Origin of the sequence: Streptomyces sp. NPDC050703, from assembly GCF_040654435.1 — a bacterium.
Lineage (GTDB): Bacteria > Actinomycetota > Actinomycetes > Streptomycetales > Streptomycetaceae > Streptomyces.
Map to the genome: position 1 here is coordinate 74,548 of NZ_JBFAHX010000028.1, position 16,581 is coordinate 91,128.

Below are 16,581 nucleotides of genomic sequence, written 5' to 3' on the forward strand. Positions count from 1 at the left end.
CACGGGCCACCGCCACAGGCCGCGCGACCGGCGGCCGCCTTCCTCCCGAAAGGGCAACCCGCGTATGGAGCAGTACGAGCCGACCGACCTCTCCCCGGCCCAACTGGCCGCCATGCACCGCAGCCTGCGCAACGGCAGGGGCTCCCTGACCCGCCGTTCCCTGCTGCGCGCCGCCACCGGCGGCGCGCTCGCCGTCGGCGGGCTCGGCACCCTCAGCGCCTGCGGCATCCCCGCGGCGGGCAAGGGGCAGGGCGAGGTGTCGTCCGAGGACCACTCGGCCCAGGAGAAGCGGATCTCCTTCTCCAACTGGACCGAGTACATGGACGTCGACGAGAAGGACGAGAACCGGCGGCCCACCCTGGAGGCGTTCACGAGACGCACCGGGATCACGGTCAAGTACACCGAGGACATCAACGACAACGTCGAGTTCTTCGGCAAGATCAAGCCGCAGCTCGCCGCCGGCCAGGAGACCGGCCGCGACCTCATCTGCGTCACGGACTGGCTCGCCGCCCGGCTCATCCGCTTCGGATGGGTGCAGAAGCTGGACCCCGCCAACCTGCCGCACGCCTACACCCGTCTCTCCGCCCAGTTCAGGAACCCCGACTGGGACCCGGGCCGGTCGTACTCGTATCCCTGGACCGGCATCTCCACCGTCATCGCGTACAACAAGAAGGCGACCGGCGGGAAGAAGATCACCTCGGTGTCGCAGCTCCTCGACGACCCGAAGCTGAGGGGGCGCGTCGGGTTCCTCTCCGAGATGCGCGACAGCGTCGGCATGACGCTCATCGACATGGGCAAGGACCCCGCGGACTTCACCGACGACGACTTCGACGCCGCCGTCGCCCGCCTCCAGAAGGCCGTCGACAAGAAGCAGATCCGCCGCTTCACCGGCAACGACTACACCTCGGACCTCGACAAGGGCGACATCGCCGCCTGCCTGGGCTGGGCCGGCGACATCGTGCAGCTCCAGGCCGACAACCCCGACGTCGGCTTCCACATCCCGGAGCAGGGCTACATCACGTCCACGGACAACCTCCTCGTCCCGAACAAGTCCCGCCACAAGAGGAACGCCGAGCGGCTCATCGACTACTACTACGAGCCGGAGCCCGCGGCCCGCCTCGCGGCCTACATCAACTACGTGTGCCCGGTCGACGGGGTACGGGACGCGCTCGCGAAGATCGACGAGGATGCCGCGGCCAATCCGCTGATCATCCCCGACGCGGAGATGAAGGCGAGGTCCCGGGCGTTCCGGTCGCTCACGCCGAAGGAAGAGACCGCGTACGAGGAGAAGTTCGCGAAGCTGACCGGCGCGTGACGCTTCGGCGGACGAGGCCGTATTCCGACTGCCGGTCCGCCGTGGCCGGTCGCGCAGTTCCCCGCGCCCCTGAACGACACGGGACGCCTCCGCCCCCTCCACTCCTTCCTGGACGACACCATGACCTCTGCTCAAGAAACCGGCGGCGACGTCCGCCTCACCGGGATCAGCAAGACCTACGGCTCCTTCACCGCCGTGCACCCGCTCGACCTGACCGTGCCGCAGGGCTCGTTCTTCGCGCTGCTCGGGGCGTCCGGATGCGGGAAGACCACCACGCTCCGCATGATCGCCGGCCTGGAGGAGCCCAGCTCGGGGACGGTGTGCCTGGGGGACCAGGACGTCACGGCGCTGCCCCCGTACAAGCGGCCCGTGAACACCGTCTTCCAGTCGTACGCGCTCTTCCCCCACCTGGACATCTTCGAGAACGTCGCCTTCGGCCTGCGCCGCCGCGGCATCAAGTCCGTGAAGAACCAGGTCGGCGACATGCTCGACCTCGTCCAGCTCGGCGAGCAGGCCCGCAAGAAGCCGCACCAGCTCTCCGGCGGCCAGCAGCAGCGCGTCGCCGTCGCCCGCGCGCTCATCAACCACCCCAAGGTGCTCCTCCTCGACGAGCCGCTCGGCGCCCTCGACCTGAAGCTGCGCCGCCAGATGCAGCTCGAACTCAAGCGCATCCAGACCGAGGTCGGCATCACCTTCGTGCACGTCACGCACGACCAGGAGGAGGCCATGACGATGGCCGACACCGTGGCCGTGATGAACGGCGGCCGGGTCGAGCAGCTCGGCGCCCCCGCCGACCTCTACGAGAACCCGCGCACCACGTTCGTCGCCAACTTCCTCGGCACCTCCAACTTCATCGAGGCCGACGTCGACGCGAGGAGCGGCGACGACGTGGTCGTCAAGGCGGGCGACTGCGGACTGACCCTGCCCCTCGCCCGATGTACGGGCCCCACCGCGACCGGCGGCAAGGTCCTGGTCGGCGTGCGCCCCGAGAAGATCTCCCTCACCCACGCCGACGACGCCGGGCAGATCCCGGAAGGCCGCAACCGCATCACGGGGCGCATAGCCGACAGCAGCTTCATCGGCGTGTCCACGCAGTACGTCGTGCACAGCCCCGTCTGCCCGTCCTTCGAGGTGTACGCGCAGAACGTCGAGCGCGACACCCGCCTCGTGCCCGGCGCCGAGGTCGTCCTGCACTGGAACCCCGCGCACACCTTCGGGCTCGACGCCGCCCAGTCCCTGCTTGCCGGGACAACGGGCTCGGCGGGCGTCGAGAAGGCCGAGGAGGACGCCTCCGCATGACGACCGTGACCGACGCACCACCGCCGACGGCCCCCGCTCCGCAGGAGCTGTCCGCCCGGAAGCCGCGCAGGCGCGGACGGCTGGTCCCCTACTGGCTGCTGCTCCCCGGCATCCTCTGGCTGCTCGTCTTCTTCGCGCTGCCGCTCGTCTACCAGGCGTCGACCTCCGTGCAGACCGGCTCCCTCGAAGAGGGCTTCAAGGTCACCTGGCACTTCGCGACCTACTGGGACGCGGCTGCCGACTACTGGCCGCAGTTCCTGCGCTCGGTGCTCTACGCCGGCGCCGCCACCGTCCTGTGCCTGCTGCTCGGCTACCCGCTGGCCTACCTCATCGCGTTCCGCGCGGGCCGCTGGCGCAACGTCATCCTCGTACTCGTCATCGCGCCGTTCTTCACCAGCTTCCTGATCCGCACACTGGCCTGGAAGACGATCCTCGCGGACGGCGGGCCCGTCGTCGGCGCCCTCAACTCCCTGCACGTCCTCGACGTCACCAGCTGGCTGGGCGTCACGGCGGGCGACCGGGTCCTCGCCACCCCGCTCGCCGTGATCTGCGGACTCACCTACAACTTCCTGCCGTTCATGATCCTGCCGCTCTACACCTCCCTGGAGCGCATCGACGGGCGGCTGCACGAGGCCGCGGGCGACCTCTACGCCAAGCCGTCCACGACGTTCCGCAAGGTGACGTTCCCGCTCTCCCTGCCGGGCGTCGTCTCCGGCACGCTGCTCACCTTCATCCCGGCGGCGGGCGACTACGTCAACGCGGACCTGCTCGGCTCGACCGACACCCGCATGGTCGGAAACGTCATCCAGACGCAGTTCCTGCGCGTCCTGGACTACCCGACGGCCGCCGCGCTCTCCTTCATCCTCATGGCCGCCATCCTCTTCATGGTGACCTTCTACATCCGCAAGTCGGGGACGGAGGACCTCGTCTGATGGCCGCGTTCTTCCGCTGGCTGCGCCGCAATCTCGTCGTCGTCGCCGGCCTCTTCACGCTCGGCTACCTGCTGCTGCCGAACGTCGTCGTCACCGTCTTCTCCTTCAACAGACCGAAAGGGCGCTTCAACTACTCCTGGCAGGAGTTCTCGCTCGACGCCTGGAAGGACCCGTGCGGCGTCGCCGACATGTGCGGCTCGCTCTCACTGAGCCTGCAGATCGCCACCTGGGCGACGATCGGCGCGACCGTGCTCGGCACGATGATCGCCTTCGCCCTCGTGCGCTACCGCTTCCGCGCGCGCGGCGCCATCAACTCGCTGATCTTCCTGCCGATGGCGATGCCCGAGGTCGTCATGGCCGCCTCGCTGCTCACCCTGTTCCTCAACATGGGCGCGCAGCTGGGCTTCCGGACCGTCCTCATCGCCCACATCATGTTCTGCCTCAGCTTCGTGGTGACCGCCGTCAAGGCGCGCGTCATGTCGATGGACCCCCGCCTGGAACAGGCCGCGCAGGACCTCTACGCCGGTCCCGTGCAGACCTTCCTGCGGGTCACGCTGCCGATCGCCGCGCCCGGCATCGCGGCGGGCGCGCTGCTCGCCTTCGCGCTCTCCTTCGACGACTTCATCATCACGAACTTCAACGCGGGCTCGACCGTGACGTTCCCCATGTTCGTCTGGGGCTCGGCACAGCGCGGCACGCCCGTGCAGATCAATGTGATCGGTACGGCGATGTTCCTCATCGCCGTTCTCCTGGTGCTCGCCGGAATGCTCGTCGGCAGGCGCCGCAACAAACAGGCGAAATAGCGCACCGCCGCTATCCCGCCCTCACCGTTACCGAAGGAGTGGAAATCATGGCCCCTGGCGCCATGAACCGCTGGACCACCTCACTCGCCGACGCCAAGCCGGTCGCCTACTGGCTCGACGACCCCGGCAGGCCGGCCCCCGAGCCCGCCCTCACCGGCGACGCACGCTGCGACCTCCTCGTCGTCGGCGGCGGCTACAGCGGCCTGTGGACCGCGCTCATCGCCAAGGAGCGCGACCCGCACCGCGAGGTCGTCCTCGTCGAGGGCCGCGAGGCGGGCTGGGCCGCCTCGGGCCGCAACGGCGGCTTCTGCGCCGCCTCCCTCACGCACGGCCTCGGCAACGGCCTCGCCCGCTGGCCCGGCGAGATCGCGAAGCTGGAGGAGCTGGGCGCGCGCAACCTCGACGAGATCGAGGCGGCCGTCAAGCGGTACTCCATCGACTGCGACTTCGAGCGCACCGGCGAGATCGACGTCGCCACCGAACCGCACCAGATGGCCGAACTCCGCGAGCTGTACGAGGAGATGGCCGCCCGCGGCCTGGCCGGCGGCGCCGAACTGCTCGACGCGGACGCCCTGCGCGAGCACATCGACTCGCCGACCTTCCTCGGCGGCCTCTGGGACCGCGAGGGCGTCGCCATGCTGCACCCGGCGAAGCTGGCGTGGGGCCTGAAGCGGGCCTGCCTGGAGAAGGGCGTACGCGTCCACGAGCACACGCCCGCCCTGGAGCTGGCCCCGGCGGGCGCCGGGATGGCCGTCCGCACGCCGTACGGCAGGGTCTTCGCCCGCCAGGTCGCGCTCGCCACGAACGTCTTCCCCTCGCTGGTCAAGCGCCTGCGCTCGTACACGGTGCCCGTCTACGACTACGCCCTGATGACCGAGCCCCTGACCGACGGTCGGCTCGCCGCGATCGGCTGGAAGAACCGCCAGGGCCTCGGCGACAGCGCCAACCAGTTCCACTACTTCCGGCTCACCGCCGACAACCGGGTCCTGTGGGGCGGTTACGACGCGATCTACCCGTTCGGCGGCAAGGTGCGCGCCGAGTACGACGACCGCCCCGAGACGTACGCGAAGCTCGCCGGGCACTTCTTCACCTGCTTCCCGCAGCTGGAGGGGGTCCGCTTCACGCACGCGTGGGGCGGCGCGATCGACACGTGCTCGCGCTTCTCGGCCTTCTTCGGCACCGCCCACAAGGGGCGCGTGGCGTACGCGGCCGGGTACACGGGCCTCGGCGTCGGCGCGACCCGGTTCGGCGCCGACGTGATGCTGGACCTGCTCTCCGGTGAGCGCACGGAGCGTACGGAGCTGGAAATGGTGCGGACGAAGCCGCTGCCGTTCCCGCCGGAGCCGTTCGCCTGGACGGGCGTGGCGCTCACGAAGTGGTCACTGGCCCGCTCCGACGCCAACGGCGGCAGGCGGAACCTCTGGCTGAAAACGATGGACAAGCTGGGGCTCGGCTTCGACAGCTGAAGTTCCCTGTCGAAACCCGCGTAATGCCCGGCCCCCGGGCCTCCTCTCACCTGTGACACGTCCCGCGGACGCGGGACGTACGCACGGAGAGGGAGGTCCAGCATGACCGGCACGGGTGACTCGGGTGGCACGGGTGGCACGGGTGGCACCGGGGGCTCGCGGGGGAGGTCGGCGGTCGAGTGGCTCGTGTCCGCGGCGCCCGATCCGGACGCCTGCCGCTGGGAGTGGGAGCGCAGCCCCCTCGGCGTCACGCTCCTGCCCGCGGGCAGGATCTGGGACGTGCTCATCGTCCCCGGCGGCCTCGGGCGCGCCACGCTCGACGTGCTGACCCGCTGCCACGACCGCCCCGGCCCGGTGCTCGCCGACCACGGTGACGCGCGCGTCGGCTTCTTCGTGCCGCCGGGCACCGCCGCCCACTGGGTCGCCACGGGCGTACGCGGTGTCGGCCTCGGCACCTGGATCGTCGTGCCCCGTCCTGGCCGGGCCGCGGGCGGCGTGCGCTGGCTGGTGCCGCCGGACGGCTCGGGCACGCTCACGGACCCGGCGCGTCTCGAACTCGCGATGCACGAGGCGGCGGCACGGGGAGCCACGTGAGCGCCCGGGAGTGCCGGAGGTCTTGACACCGGCATTGGTCTGGACCAAGTTGGGCGGGCGCGCATCCACCACCCGAGCACCTCCACCCCACGCCCCGGAGGCAGAAGTGGACCGTCCCCCGTCGCGTTCTCCCCAGCGTTCCCCCCAGCGTTCCCCCCTGCGCGGCCTGCGAAGAGCCGCCGTGGCCTCGGCCCTCGCCTGCGCGCTCACCGCGTCCGGCCTGCTCGCCGCCGGAGCCACGGCGGCTCCCGCGGCCGAGCCCCCCGCGCGGGCGGAGGCCGGGGCCGACCACACCCTCGTCGGCTATCTGCACACCAGCTTCGCCAACGGCTCCGGCTACACCCGCCTCGCGGACACCCCCGACAGCTGGGACATCATCGACCTCGCCTTCGGTGAGCCGACCACCGCGACCTCGGGCGACATCCGCTTCGACCTCTGTCCGAAGACCGAGTGCCCGAACGTGGAGACGAAGGCCGAGTTCAAGGCTGCCGTGAAGGCGAAGCAGGCCGCGGGCAAGAAGGTCCTCATCTCCATCGGCGGCCAGAACGGCCAGGTGCAGCTGAAGACGGCGCAGGCCCGCGACACCTTCGTCTCCTCCGTCTCGGCCATCATCGACGAGTACGGGCTCGACGGCCTGGACATCGACTTCGAGGGCCACTCGCTCTCGCTGAACGCCGACGACACCGACTTCAAGAACCCGAAGACCCCGGTCATCGTGAACCTGATCTCGGCGCTGAAGACGCTCAAGGCCAAGTACGGCTCCGGCTTCACGCTCACGATGGCCCCGGAGACCTTCTTCGTGCAGCTCGGCCACCAGTTCTACGGAACCGGCAAGTGGGGCGGCCAGGACCCGCGCGCCGGCGCGTACCTCCCGGTCATCCACGCCCTGCGCGACGACCTCACGCTGCTCCACGTCCAGGACTACAACTCCGGGCCGATCATGGGTCTGGACGGCCAGTACCACTTCATGGGCGGCGCGGACTTCCACATCGCGATGACCGACATGCTGCTGACGGGCTTCCCCGTGGCGGGCGACAAGAACAACGTCTTCCCGGCGCTGCCCGCGCGCAAGGTGGCGATCGGCATGCCCGCCTCGGTCCACGCGGGCAACGGCCACGTCTCCACGGCCGAGGTCAACAAGGCCCTGAACTGCCTGACCAAGGGCACGGACTGCGGCACGTACAAGACCCACGGCACCTGGCCGGACCTGCGGGGCCTGATGACCTGGTCGATCAACTGGGACCGCTTCAACGGCCAGGAGTTCTCCAGGAACTTCGACGCCTACTTCGGCTGAGCCGCGTCCCCGGACGAGCCCCCGGACGGGGGCGGGGGTGTCCCGTACCGGGCGGTCACCCCCAGCAGGACCCGGAGCAGCATCGCGAAGAGCAGCCAGCTCGCCACGACGTCCAGCGGCCAGTGGTAGCCGCGCCGCACGAGGCCGAAGCCGACCCCCAGGTTCAGCGCGGCGCAGCCGACGAGCAGTGCGCGGCGGCCGTGCGCGCCGCGCAGCAGGGGGAGCAGGAGCAGGGCCGCCGCTCCGTAGGCGACCGCGGCCGTGGCCGTGTGCCCCGAGGGGTAGTAGCCGTCGCCCGCCATGCCCGGCGGCCCCGGGCGGGCGACGGCCGCCTTGAGCGGGACGACGAGCAGCGGCACGAGGGCCATGGCGACGGCCGCGGCCACCGGCGGCAGCCACCAGCGGTGTGCCCCGGCCCGACGGCCGCGCCAGGCCACGTACGCGATGACCGCGGCGAGCACCGGCACGGCGACCGCGAGGTTGCCGAGGTCGGCGAGTGCTTCCGCGGCGCGGTCGGGGAAGCGGCTGCCCGCCAGGGCCCGCCCGGCCCGCTCGTCGGCGCGGCGCAGCGGTCCGCCGGCGGCGACCTGCCAGGTGACGAGCGCGAACAGCAGGGCGCACAGGGGCAGGGAGAGAGGAAAGGGGAGGAGGGGAGGCCGCCCCGGAACAGGGGGGGTGGTTCCGGGGCGGCCGAAAGGATCGGGTCGCCGCGCGCCCCGGGGGGTGTGGGGCGGGCGGCCATCCGATCGGTGAGGAGTTCCGGAGCAGAACGCTCCGGGTGTGTGCGCGGTGGCACGACCCGGGCGGAACCGGGGAGGCTCCGCCCTGGTGTCACCCGCGGTCTCCCGCGGGCGGGGTGCTTCTCTCATCTGCAGAAACCGTACGGCAGGCGATGGCGGCCCGACAGGCACATCGGCATAGAGCCATGGGGCCCGCACACCTTCTTCACACGCCCCGACGGCGGCCTGTCGCCACGGTGTCATCGGCGGAGTCCTCCAGGAACGGTGTCCGTACACGTCAGGGGGTGTGCGAGGGGGCGCAGGGGACCGGTTCGGCGGCGTCGGCGCGGGCCCGTGGGCATGCGCGAGGCCCGTACGGGCGTGCGTACGGGCCTCGTGGGACGGCTGGATCAGACGCGGGCGAAGGCGCCCTCGATGATGTCCAGGCCCTCGTTCAGGAGGTCGTCGCCGATGACCAGCGGCGGCAGGAAGCGCAGGACGTTGCCGTACGTGCCGCAGGTCAGGACGAGCAGGCCCTCGGCGTGGCAGGCCTTCGCCAGGGCGGCGGTCGCCTCCGGGTTCGGCTCCTTGGTCGCGCGGTCCTTGACCAGCTCGATGGCGATCATCGCGCCACGGCCCCGGACGTCGCCGATGACGTCGAACTTCTCGGCCATCGCGGTCAGCCGGGCCTTCATCGTCGACTCGATCGCCTTCGCCCTGGCGTTGAGGTCGAGCTCCTTCATGGTCTCGATGGCGCCGAGCGCACCGGCGCAGGCGACCGGGTTGCCGCCGTAGGTGCCGCCGAGGCCGCCGGAGTGCGCGGCGTCCATGATCTCGGCGCGGCCCGTGACGGCGGCGAGCGGCAGGCCGCCCGCGATGCCCTTGGCCGTGGTGATCAGGTCCGGGACGATGCCCTCGTCCTCGCAGGCGAACCACTGGCCGGTGCGGCAGAAGCCGGACTGGATCTCGTCGGCGACGAAGACGATGCCGTTGTCGTCGGCGAACTTCACGATCTCCGGCAGGAAGCCCTTGGCGGGCTCGATGAAGCCGCCCTCGCCGAGCACCGGCTCGATGATGATCGCGGCGACGTTCTCGGCGCCGACCTGCTTGCTGATCTGGTCGATGGCCTGCTTGGCGGCCTCTGGGCCGGCGTTCTCGGCACCGGTCGGCCAGCGGTAGCCGTAGGCGACGGGGACGCGGTAGACCTCGGGGGCGAACGGGCCGAAGCCGTGCTTGTACGGCATGTTCTTGGCGGTCAGCGCCATCGTGAGGTTCGTGCGGCCGTGGTAGCCGTGGTCGAAGACGACGACGGCCTGGCGCCTGGTGTACGCACGGGCGATCTTGACGGCGTTCTCGACGGCCTCGGCACCGGAGTTGAACAGCGCCGACTTCTTCTCGTGGTCGCCCGGCGTCAGCTCGGCGAGCGCCTCGGCGACGGCCACGTACCCCTCGTACGGCGTGACCATGAAACAGGTGTGCGTGAAGTCGGCGAGCTGGGCGGAGGCCCGGCGGACCACGGCCTCGGCGGAGGCGCCCACGGACGTCACGGCGATGCCGGAGCCGAAGTCGATCAGACGGTTGCCGTCGACGTCCTCGATGATGCCGCCGCCCGCGCGGGCGGTGAAGACGGGCAGCACGGAGCCCACGCCGCCGGCGACCACGGCGGTACGGCGGGCCTGCAGCTCCTGCGACTTCGGGCCGGGGATGGCGGTGACGACGCGACGCTCCTGCGGGATCTCGCTCATGCGGGGCTCCTGGTTCTGGGGGGTTGGACGGCTGCCGCCGGCGGCTGATCCGGTTTTCGCCTGGTCCCACGGGGTTTCCGGTCCCACGCGGGGTTCTGGTCCACGCGGGGTCCTCCGGTCCCACGCGGGGTTCTCACGGGGGTTTCTTCGCAGATTAGGGGCGGTGCGCGGAGTCGGTCATGCTCCATCGGGGTGGGATTGTGCCGGGCCGTTGTCCGACTTGGACACATACCGCTGGACGGGGGTCCGCACGGACCGGGCGCGTAACGGTGAACTCCCCCCTGACGGGCACTAGATTGAGCCCGGATCGACGAGCGGACCGGCAGGTCAGGGGGCAAGGGCCATGGACACCGAGGGCACTCACGGGGCACGCGACCGGCAGCGGGCCGCACCGGTGCCGCTCCCACCGCCACCCGCCGTCCCCACCGCCCCGCCACCGCCGAGGCAGCCGCCCGGAGCCGGGCGCTCCGCCACCGTGGCGGAGTGGCTCGCCGACCCGCGCCCCACGACGTCGCCGGGCGTCTGGCGCAAGGGCCACCGGCCCCCGGAGCCCGTGCCGGACACCGAGCGCGGCGACCGGCGGCGCATCGTGGGACTGGTGATCTCCACCCTGCTCGGCCTGCTCTTCTGGTCGGTGTGGCAGCAGGGCGCCGTCCCCTACCAGTGGGTCCCGCTGAGGCTCTTCACGCCGGGGGAGTGGTACTGGACGGGCAGCATGCGGCCCAAGCAGTGGCAGGGCGAGGAAGCCAAGATCGTCTACCACGGCGTCGTCTTCGGCATCCTCGTCTACACCGTCGGGCGTCTCGGCGCCTGGCCCGACGCGATCCGCCACTACGTGATGCGGCGCCCGCAGCCGTCCCGCGCCGTGCTCGCCTCCCTCGGGGCCGTCGGCGCCCTGCTCCTCATCTGGCCGAGCGCCCTCGGCCTCGACTGGCGCCCGCTGCCCGTCGCCGACCCCGTCTTCTCGCTGGTCGCCCTCGTCGCCGGTCTCGACGTCTTCGCCTCGCCCGTGATCATCGACCTCCTGTACGCGGTCATGACCATCGCCGTGCTGTGGCCCTTCGCCCGCATCGGCGGCTGGTGGCAGGCGGTGCGCGACGGCAGGTCCCCGGCCGGCCGGCGGCCCGCGCCGCCCCCGCCCCGCCCCGCCGACGCCCCCGCCCACTGGCCCGAGCTGCGCGCGGCGGGCCACGACAAGGCCGCCGACCTGCTCTCCGCCGAGCTGCTCAGCGGGCGCATGAACGACGTCGACTGCGCCCGCGTGAGCCACGCCTGGCGCACGGCCGCCGCCGACCCGGCCGGGCTCGCCGGCTTCGTCGACACGGTCGCCCGCAACGGCGCCGCCGCCTGGACGCACCCCTCGGGCCAGCGCGACCTGCCCGTGCGCACCGCCACGCACGACCTCCTCGTGGGCCAGGTCAGGATCGGCCGGTTCGCGGCGGACGAGCGCAATCCGTACGCGGTGCGCAACGCCCACGCCGCCCTCGATCCGGCCGTGCTCGGCACCTCACTGCTCGCCGTCGGCCCGCCCGGCGCGGGCAAGACCAGCAGGCTCATGCGGCCCGTCGCCGAGTCGCTCGCCCTCGGGGCGCTCACGGGCCGGTGCGCGGTCGTCGCCGTCTGCGCCGCCGGCACCGACCTCGGCGGCGACGACTCCTACGACGTGGTGGTGAGGCCCGGCGACCCCACGTCCGTGCACGACATCGACCTGTACGCGGACTGCGCCGACGCCGACGAGGCCGCCGCCTTCCTCGCCGAGGGCCTGGTCGGCGACCTCGACACCGTCGGCACCCAGCGCGCCGCCACCGCCCTCGCCCAGCTCATCGGCCCCTACCGCGCCCTGCACGGCCGCTTCCCCTCCGTCCCCGTGCTGCGCGAACTCCTCGAAGGCGACCCGGCGGGACTCGCCGCACTCCAGGCGGGCCTCGCCGCGGGCGAGCACTCCGCCATGCGCCGCGAACTGGACGCCCGTATCCGCCAGTCCCACACCCCGGGCGACCCGGGGCCCGCCCTCGCCGACCGCCTCGCCCTGCTCGACAGGCCCGTCTTCGCCGACTTCTTCGACCCCGGCGGCGAGGGGCACCCCTTCTCGATGCGGGCCGTCGTCCACCACCCGCTCCGGGTCCGCGTCGACCTGCCCGAGCACGGCCACGAAGAGGCGTCACGGCTGCTCGCGCGGCTGCTCCTCGCCCAGTTCGCGTACGTCGTGCGCGGGCGCCCCCAGCGGCCGCACTTCGCCTGCCTGGTCCTCGACGACGCCGCCCGCACCATCACCGCGGAGAGCGTGCGCGCCATCCAGCGGCTGCGGTCCCTGAACGCGGGCGTCGTGCTCGGCCTGCGCACCGTCGGCGAGGTGCCCGAGCCGCTCCAGGGACCGCTGTACGCGGCGGTCGGCTGCCGCATGGCGTTCTCCGGGGTGACGACCTGGGACGGACGGCGGTTCACCGAGGCGTGGGGCACCGAGTGGATCGAGACCAAGGAGGTCGCCCAGCACACGGTCTTCGCCGACCAGCCGATGACCCGGGCCCTGCACGCGCTGCGCAAGCTGGTCACCGGCAAGGCCGTGACGACCGACGCCGTCACCGTCCGCAAGGTCGAGCGCGAACGCTGGTCCGCCTCCGACCTCGCCCACGCCCTGCCCCCCGGCCACGCCGTGCTCTCGCTCACCACCGTCGACGGCGAGCACGCACCGCCACTCCTCGTCGACCTGCGGGGGTAGTTCCGGACAACACAGGACGGCATGTCCGGCGGGGCGAACCGATACGCGGACCGGCGGTGCCTCCGTACCGTACGGTGAGGCAGAATCGACACAGGTCGTTCATACGGACCGGCCAAAAGATCCACACTGCCGCAGACGTGAAGGTCCCATGCCGCCCACGCTCGCCTCGCTCGTCCACCACTCCGCGCTCAAGCTGACCGTGCGCGCCGGCGAGGAGCGCCTGGACACCCCCGTGCGCTGGGCGCACGCCAGCGAGCTCGCCGACCCCGTGCCCTACATGGAGGGCGGCGAACTGCTCCTGATCACGGCGCTCAAACTGGACGCCGAGGACCCCGCGGCCATGCGGCGCTATGTGCGGCGGCTCGCCGGAGCCGGCGTCGTCGGCCTCGGCTTCGCCGTCGGCGTGCACTACCCCGGCATCCCCAAGGCCCTGCTCGACGCCGCCACCGAGGCGGACCTGCCGCTCATCGAGGTGCCGCGCCGCACGCCGTTCCTCGCCATCAGCAAGGCCGTGTCCGCCGCCATCGCCGCCGAGCAGTACAAGGCGGTCACCGCGGGCTTCGCCGCCCAGCGAGAACTGACCAAGCAGGCGCTGAGCGACGGCCCCGAAGGACTGCTGCTCGCCCTCGCCGGACAGGTCGACGGCTGGGCCGCGCTGTACGACGCCGCGGGCGCCGTCGTCGCCACCGCACCGGAGTGGGCCTCCCGCAGGGCCGCCCGCCTCACCGCCGACGTCGAACGCCTCCGCGAGCGGCCGGCCCCCGCCAGCTCGGTCGTCGGGGGCACCGAGGACCGCGTGGAGCTGCACTCGCTCGGCACCGGGCGCAGACCGCGCGCCGCGCTCGCCGTCGGCACGGCGTCCACCCTCGGCACCGCCGAGCGGTACGCGGTGCACTCCGCCATCGCCCTGCTCACCCTGACCACGGAACGCTCCCGGTCGCTGCACGCCGCCGAGCAGCGGATCGGCGCGGCCGTGCTGCGGATGCTGCTCGCGGGGGAGCCCGACCACGCGCGCACGGTCGCGGGGGACCTCTACGGCGGCCTGCTCGACGCGCCCTTCCGTCTCGTCGTCGCCGACGTGGCGTCCGCTTCGGCCGCGCGGGTGCGGGCGGGCGCCGGCAGCGGTGCCGGGGCCCGGGGCGGCGAGGCCGCGCAGGACGCCGCCGCGCCCGGCGAGGCCGCCGCTCGCCCGGTGCCGGCCGACGCCTCGTCCGCGGGCGGCGACCCCCTCGCCGCGCTCGTCGACGTCGTCGAGACCGCGGCCGCCCGCTCCGGCGAGGCCCTGCTCGTCGTCCCGTACGGGGAGCGGATCGTGCTGCTCACCGTGGACGGCGGCGCGGGCGCGCGGGCCTGCGCGGAGTACGCGGCGGCGCTGGAGGCCGGGCGCCGCACGGGGCGCGAGGCCGCGGCCTCCGGTGAGGAGGCCGAGCTGGTCATGGGGCTCTCCGCGCCCGCCGGGCCGATCGCCGCGGCCACCGCGTACAAGCAGGCCGAACAGGCGCTGTCCGTCGCGCGGCGCAGGGGCCGCGCCCTGGTCGAGCACGAGGAACTGGCCGCGGGCTCGGTCCTGCCGCTGCTCGCGGACGACGCCGTGCGGGCCTTCGCCGACGGCCTCCTGCGCGCCCTGCACGACCACGACGCGACCGGCCGCGGCGACCTCGTCGCCTCGCTGCGGGCCTGGCTCTCCCGGCACGGCCAATGGGACGCGGCGGCGGCCGACCTCGGCGTCCACCGGCACACGCTGCGGTACCGCATGCGCAGGGTCGAGGAGATCCTGGGCCGCTCCCTGGACGACCCGGACGTCCGCATGGAGCTCTGGCTCAGCCTGAAGGCGACGTCCATGCCGCAGGACTGAGGCCGTGCGCCGGCTCCCGCGGGGGAGACCCCGCGGCCGGGCAGCCGGGCGGGCGGGAAAGCCATGGAGCCATGGCCGCGAGCGGCAGGCAGTACAAAGCGGCGCAAGGCCGCCGGCCGGCACTCCGCGTAGGACAAACACCAGGTGAGACCGCTGCCCCTACGGTGAGGGACGTACCCCACGACTCACCTCCGCGGAAGGGCCGGGAATCACATGACTTCCATCCACGCCTTCTGGCTCGCCGGTCGCCAGACCACCGGCGAGACCACGCTCGACGTCCACTCGCCCTGGGACGGACGGCTCGTCGCCCGGGCCGCCGTCCCGACCGACGCCCAGGTCGAGGAGGCCGTGGCCGCCGCGTACGCCGTGCGCGACGAGTTCGCCGCGACCCCGGCCCACGTCCGCGCCGCCGCGCTGGACCACGTGAGCCGCGGGCTGGCCGAGCGTACGGAGGAGATCGCCCAGCTCATCTCCGCCGAGAACGGCAAGCCCATCAAGTGGGCCCGCGGCGAGGTCGGCCGCGCGGTCTCCGTCTTCCGGTTCGCCGCGGAAGAGGCCCGCCGCTTCAACGGCGGCGAGGCCCAGCGCCTGGACACCGACGCGGGCGGCCAGGGCCGGCTCGCCCTGACCCGCCGCTTCCCCAAGGGCGTCGTCCTCGGCATCGCGCCGTTCAACTTCCCGCTGAACCTCTGCGCGCACAAGATCGCCCCGGCCATCGCCGTCGGCGCGCCGATCATCCTGAAGCCCGCGCCCGCGACCCCGCTCTCCGGCCTGATCCTCGGCGAACTGCTCGCCGAGACCGAGCTGCCCGCCGGCTCCTGGTCCATCCTGCCGGTGGCCAACGACAAGATGCCCGCCCTGGTCCAGGACGAGCGCATGCCCGTGATCTCCTTCACCGGTTCCGACAAGGTCGGCTACGCGATCATGGACTCGGTGCCGCGCAAGCACTGCACCCTGGAGCTGGGCGGAAACGGCGCCGCGGTCGTCCTCGGCGACTTCTCCTCCGACGAGGACCTGGACTGGGCCGCCTCGCGCATCGCGACCTTCTCCAACTACCAGGGCGGCCAGTCCTGCATCTCGGTGCAGCGCGTCATCGCCGACGCCTCCGTGTACGACGGGCTCGTCGCGCGCGTCGTCAAGGCCGTCGAGGCCCAGGTCACCGGCGACCCCTCCGACCCGGCGACCGAGGTCGGCCCGCTGGTCAACGAGGACGCCGCCCAGCGCGTGGAGTCCTGGGTCGACGAGGCGGTCGCGGCGGGCGCCAAGCTGCTGACCGGCGGCAAGCGCGACGGCGCCACGTACGCGCCGACCGTGCTCGCCGACGTGCCTGCCGATGTGACGATCGCCTGCGAGGAGGTCTTCGGGCCCGTCCTCACCCTGAAGAAGGTGGACGGCGAGGCGGAGGCGTTCGCCGCCGTCAACGACTCCAAGTACGGCCTCCAGGCGGGCGTCTTCACGCACGACCTGCAGACCGCCTTCCGCGCCCACCGCGCCCTGGAGGTCGGCGGCGTCGTCATCGGCGACGCCCCCTCCTACCGCGCCGACCAGATGCCGTACGGCGGCGTGAAGCAGTCCGGCGTGGGCCGCGAGGGCGTCCGCTTCGCGATGGACGACTACACCTACGAGCGCGTCATGGTCCTCACGGGCCTCGCGCTGTAACACCCCGCGAGACCGGCGGCCGGAGCCCACTGTGCGGGGGCTCCGGCCGTTGCCGTGCGCCCGGCTCGCCCCGGCAGCCGGACCGCGCACGAGCAGGCGTGCGACACCGCCGCCGCTGCCCCTGAGGGAGCCGACCCGCCGCCTCCCGGACCTGCGCGGGGGCGGCGGAGGCTGCGCGAGG

11 protein-coding genes and 1 pseudogene are annotated in these 16,581 nt (G+C 72.6%); 10 read left to right on the forward strand and 2 right to left on the reverse strand.

Features of this window, described 5'->3' with window-relative positions; genetic code table 11:
- The first annotated feature begins 64 nt into the window (after positions 1–64).
- The 7 genes and pseudogenes from AB0I16_RS24350 to AB0I16_RS24380 all read left to right on the forward strand — a co-directional run.
- Complete coding sequence (locus AB0I16_RS24350; RefSeq protein WP_363251634.1) at positions 65–1,315, forward strand: spermidine/putrescine ABC transporter substrate-binding protein; 1,251 nt, start codon at positions 65–67, stop codon at positions 1,313–1,315.
- 120 nt (positions 1,316–1,435) lie between these two features.
- Positions 1,436–2,614, forward strand: a complete 1,179-nt coding sequence (locus tag AB0I16_RS24355) for an ABC transporter ATP-binding protein (RefSeq protein ID WP_363251635.1) — start codon at positions 1,436–1,438, stop codon at positions 2,612–2,614.
- On the forward strand, positions 2,611–3,546 hold the full coding sequence (locus AB0I16_RS24360) for an ABC transporter permease (protein WP_363251636.1): 936 nt from the start codon (positions 2,611–2,613) through the stop codon (positions 3,544–3,546). Before AB0I16_RS24355 ends, AB0I16_RS24360 begins: the two co-directional genes overlap by 4 nt.
- Positions 3,546–4,349, forward strand: coding sequence for an ABC transporter permease (locus tag AB0I16_RS24365; protein WP_363251637.1), 804 nt, complete (start codon positions 3,546–3,548; stop codon positions 4,347–4,349). Before AB0I16_RS24360 ends, AB0I16_RS24365 begins: the two co-directional genes overlap by 1 nt.
- A gap of 47 nt (positions 4,350–4,396) precedes the next feature.
- The gene (locus tag AB0I16_RS24370) at positions 4,397–5,815 is read left to right on the forward strand and encodes an FAD-dependent oxidoreductase (RefSeq protein WP_363251638.1); all 1,419 of its coding nucleotides are present in this window, start codon (positions 4,397–4,399) and stop codon (positions 5,813–5,815) included.
- 102 nt (positions 5,816–5,917) lie between these two features.
- Positions 5,918–6,409, forward strand: coding sequence for a hypothetical protein (locus AB0I16_RS24375; RefSeq protein WP_363251639.1), 492 nt, complete (start codon positions 5,918–5,920; stop codon positions 6,407–6,409).
- 295 nt (positions 6,410–6,704) lie between these two features.
- Positions 6,705–7,703: pseudogene (locus AB0I16_RS24380) on the forward strand (chitinase); the annotation flags it as partial.
- Here AB0I16_RS24380 and AB0I16_RS24385 read toward each other — a convergent pair.
- Complete coding sequence (locus tag AB0I16_RS24385) at positions 7,691–8,572, reverse strand: phosphatase PAP2 family protein (RefSeq protein ID WP_363251640.1); 882 nt, start codon at positions 8,570–8,572, stop codon at positions 7,691–7,693. The pseudogene AB0I16_RS24380 and the gene AB0I16_RS24385 overlap by 13 nt on opposite strands.
- A gap of 260 nt (positions 8,573–8,832) precedes the next feature.
- Positions 8,833–10,167, reverse strand: coding sequence for a 4-aminobutyrate--2-oxoglutarate transaminase (gene gabT, locus AB0I16_RS24390; protein ID WP_363251641.1), 1,335 nt, complete (start codon positions 10,165–10,167; stop codon positions 8,833–8,835).
- Positions 10,168–10,510: 343 nt separating this feature from the next.
- Between gabT and AB0I16_RS24395 the strand changes: the two genes are divergently transcribed.
- The 3 genes from AB0I16_RS24395 to AB0I16_RS24405 all read left to right on the forward strand — a co-directional run bounded on the left by AB0I16_RS24395 (position 10,511) and on the right by AB0I16_RS24405 (position 16,400).
- Positions 10,511–12,886 (forward strand): ATP/GTP-binding protein, encoded by a 2,376-nt coding sequence (locus tag AB0I16_RS24395; protein WP_363251642.1) that lies wholly within the window; start codon positions 10,511–10,513, stop codon positions 12,884–12,886.
- A 148-nt stretch (positions 12,887–13,034) separates the two neighbouring features.
- Positions 13,035–14,741, forward strand: a complete 1,707-nt coding sequence (locus tag AB0I16_RS24400; protein WP_363251643.1) for a PucR family transcriptional regulator — start codon at positions 13,035–13,037, stop codon at positions 14,739–14,741.
- 213 nt (positions 14,742–14,954) lie between these two features.
- The gene (locus tag AB0I16_RS24405; protein WP_363251644.1) at positions 14,955–16,400 is read left to right on the forward strand and encodes an aldehyde dehydrogenase family protein; all 1,446 of its coding nucleotides are present in this window, start codon (positions 14,955–14,957) and stop codon (positions 16,398–16,400) included.
- Positions 16,401–16,581: the final 181 nt, after the last annotated feature.

What these genes read in the sequence shown, in the direction of transcription:
- AB0I16_RS24350 (WP_363251634.1), top strand. Translation starts at nt 65, where the DNA reads ATGGAGCAGTACGAGCCGACCGACCTCTCCCCGGCCCAACTGGCCGCC.
- AB0I16_RS24355 (WP_363251635.1), top strand. Translation starts at nt 1,436, where the DNA reads ATGACCTCTGCTCAAGAAACCGGCGGCGACGTCCGCCTCACCGGGATC.
- AB0I16_RS24360 (WP_363251636.1), top strand. Translation starts at nt 2,611, where the DNA reads ATGACGACCGTGACCGACGCACCACCGCCGACGGCCCCCGCTCCGCAG.
- AB0I16_RS24365 (WP_363251637.1), top strand. Translation starts at nt 3,546, where the DNA reads ATGGCCGCGTTCTTCCGCTGGCTGCGCCGCAATCTCGTCGTCGTCGCC.
- AB0I16_RS24370 (WP_363251638.1), top strand. Translation starts at nt 4,397, where the DNA reads ATGGCCCCTGGCGCCATGAACCGCTGGACCACCTCACTCGCCGACGCC.
- AB0I16_RS24375 (WP_363251639.1), top strand. Translation starts at nt 5,918, where the DNA reads ATGACCGGCACGGGTGACTCGGGTGGCACGGGTGGCACGGGTGGCACC.
- AB0I16_RS24385 (WP_363251640.1), bottom strand. Translation starts at nt 8,572, where the DNA reads ATGAGAGAAGCACCCCGCCCGCGGGAGACCGCGGGTGACACCAGGGCG.
- gabT (WP_363251641.1), bottom strand. Translation starts at nt 10,167, where the DNA reads ATGAGCGAGATCCCGCAGGAGCGTCGCGTCGTCACCGCCATCCCCGGC.
- AB0I16_RS24395 (WP_363251642.1), top strand. Translation starts at nt 10,511, where the DNA reads ATGGACACCGAGGGCACTCACGGGGCACGCGACCGGCAGCGGGCCGCA.
- AB0I16_RS24400 (WP_363251643.1), top strand. Translation starts at nt 13,035, where the DNA reads ATGCCGCCCACGCTCGCCTCGCTCGTCCACCACTCCGCGCTCAAGCTG.
- AB0I16_RS24405 (WP_363251644.1), top strand. Translation starts at nt 14,955, where the DNA reads ATGACTTCCATCCACGCCTTCTGGCTCGCCGGTCGCCAGACCACCGGC.